Annotated in this window: 2 protein-coding genes; both read left to right on the top strand. The window is 63.3% G+C overall.

The annotated features are described in order from the left end of the window. Nucleotides 1-125: 125 nt before the first annotated feature. Nucleotides 126-1118: an AraD1 family protein gene (araD1, locus tag QMX91_RS30455; protein ID WP_098964274.1), complete on the top strand. Its 993-nt coding sequence runs from the start codon at nt 126-128 to the stop codon at nt 1116-1118. 9 nt (nt 1119-1127) lie between these two features. Then, the gene (locus QMX91_RS30450) at nt 1128-2708 is read left to right on the top strand and encodes an aldehyde dehydrogenase (NADP(+)) (protein WP_282413853.1); all 1581 of its coding nucleotides are present in this window, start codon (nt 1128-1130) and stop codon (nt 2706-2708) included. Nucleotides 2709-2818: the final 110 nt, after the last annotated feature.

Below are 2818 nucleotides of genomic sequence, written 5' to 3'. Positions count from 1 at the left end.
GGCTTGCTCGCGAATGCGGTGGGTCAGCCACCATCATTCGTTGAATGAAACACCGCATTCGCGAGCAAGCCCGCTCCCACAATGGATCGGCGCCGAACTCAAGACTGGTTTACAGGAGAGGACATATGCATCTGGTTCAATTCGAATTGATTAACGGCGAGCGCCGCGTCGGCGTGGTCGACAACGGGCTGATCCGCGAAGTGCAGGACGCCCGCAGCGTACGCGATCTCGCGCTGGCCGCGATTGAGGCCGGCGGCACTCTGGAGCAGCAAGTACAAACCCACGGCCTGGGCATCAGTCATGACTATGCGCAGTTGCTCAAAGACCGGCGCATCCTGCCACCGCTGGATCACCCGGACCCGGCGCACCTGCTGGTCAGCGGTACCGGCCTCACGCATCTGGGCAGCGCCTCGGCGCGGGACAAGATGCACCAGCAGGCCGGCGACGAAGCGCAAATGACTGACACCATGCGCATCTTCAAATGGGGCGTGGAGGGCGGTAAACCAGCGGCGGGGCAAGCGGGCGTGCAGCCGGAATGGTTCTACAAGGGCGACGGCAGCATCGTCGTGCGTCCGGGCGAAGCGTTCCCGTTGCCGCCGTTTGCCGAAGACGCCGGGGAAGAACCGGAAATGGCCGGGCTCTACGTCATCGGCCACGACGGCAAACCGTATCGCCTCGGTTTCGCAGTGGGCAACGAATTCTCCGACCACGTCATGGAACGCAAGAACTACCTGTACCTGGCCCACTCGAAACTGCGCAGTTGCAGCTACGGCCCGGAACTGCGCACCGGTGAATTGCCGCAGCATCTGGCCGGCACCAGTCGCATCCTGCGTAACGGCGAAGTGCTGTGGCAAAACGAATTTCTCAGCGGCGAGGCCAACATGTGCCACAGCCTCGCCAACCTCGAATACCACCACTTCAAATACCGCCAGTTCCTGCGTCCTGGCGACGTGCACATCCACTTTTTCGGCACCGCGACCCTGTCGTTCGCCGATGGCATCCGCACCCAACCGGGCGACCGGTTTGAAATCAGCCAGGCCGAATTCGGCGCACCGCTGGTCAACGGCATCGCTCCGGCAGCAGCGGCTTTTCAACCGGACAGCATCGGCACCCTTTAAGGAGCTCCCATGACTCAGATTCTTGGCCACAACTACATCGGCGGACAGCGCAGCGCAGCAGGCAACGTCAAACTGCAAAGCGTCGACGCGACCAACGGCGAACACCTGCCGTACGATTTCATTCAAGCGACTGAAGCCGAAGTCGATGCCGCCGCCAAAGCCGCCGCCGCAGCGTACCCCGCTTATCGCAGCCTCAGCGGCGAACGCCGTGCGCAATTTCTCGACGCGATTGCCGATGAACTGGATGCCTTGGGTGATGAGTTCGTCGCGCTGGTCTGCCGCGAAACCGCGCTGCCGGCGGGGCGGATTCAGGGCGAGCGCGGGCGCACCAGCGGCCAGATGCGCCTGTTCGCCAAAGTCCTGCGGCGCGGAGATTTCTACGGCGCGCGAATCGATTTGCCATTGCCGGATCGCCAGCCATTGCCGCGCCCGGATCTGCGCCAGTACCGCATCGGCCTCGGCCCGGTGGCCGTGTTCGGTGCGAGCAACTTTCCGTTGGCGTTTTCCACTGCGGGCGGTGATACCGCTGCCGCGCTGGCCGCCGGTTGCCCGGTGGTGTTCAAGGCCCACAGCGGCCACATGGCAACCGCTGAACTTGTTGCCGACGCACTGATTCGCGCCGCCGAAAAAACCGCGATGCCGGCAGGCGTGTTCAACATGATCTACGGCGGTGGCGTTGGCGAATGGCTGGTCAAGCATCCGGCGATCCAGGCAGTCGGTTTCACCGGTTCGCTCAAGGGCGGTCGGGCACTGTGCGACATGGCAGCGGCGCGGCCGCAACCGATTCCGGTGTTCGCCGAAATGTCGAGCATCAACCCGGTGATCGTTCTGCCTCAAGCCTTGGCTGAGCGCTCGGAAACCATTGCCCGCGACCTGACCGCTTCGGTGGTGCAGGGCTGCGGCCAGTTCTGCACCAATCCGGGTTTGGTCATTGGTATTCGCTCGCCGCAGTTCAGCGCCTTCGTCCAGCAAGTTGCCGGGCTGATTGGCGATCAACCGGCGCAGACCATGCTCAACGCCGGCACCCTCGGCAGCTATGGCAAAGGCTTGCAGAAGCTCTTGGCGCATTCCGCGATCGAGCACTTGGCGGGCCAGCCGCAGCAGGGTAATCAGGCGCAGCCGCAATTGTTCAAGGCCGATGTCAGCCTGTTGATCAACGGCGATGAAGTGCTGCAGGAAGAAGTGTTCGGCCCGACCACGGTGATCGTCGAAGTGGCCGACAAGGCCGAGCTCAGCGCGGCACTGCAGGGCCTGCACGGCCAACTGACGGCGACGATGATCGGCGAGCAGACCGACTTCGAGCGCTTCCCGGAGCTGACGCCGTTACTTGAACAGAAGGTCGGGCGGATCCTGCTCAATGGTTATCCGACCGGGGTCGAGGTGTGTGACTCGATGGTGCATGGCGGGCCGTATCCGGCGACATCCGACTCGCGCGGCACGTCGGTGGGGACGTTGGCGATCGAGCGGTTCCTGCGTCCCGTATGCTTCCAGAATTACCCCGACAGTTTGCTGCCGGAACCGCTGAAAAACGCCAACCCGTTGCGCATTCAGCGTCTGGTGGATGGCAAGCCCTCGCGCGACGCGTTGTAAATCGCGCCGCACACCCCCTGTGGGAGCGGGCTTGCTCGCGAAGGCATTCTTTCAGTCAGTGATTGATTGCCTGACACACCGCTTTCGCGAGCCAGCCCGCACCCACAGGG

The organism is Pseudomonas sp. PS01299, assembly GCF_029960145.1.
GTDB lineage: Bacteria > Pseudomonadota > Gammaproteobacteria > Pseudomonadales > Pseudomonadaceae > Aquipseudomonas > Aquipseudomonas putida_A.
This window is presented reverse-complemented; position numbering and strand designations above follow the sequence as displayed.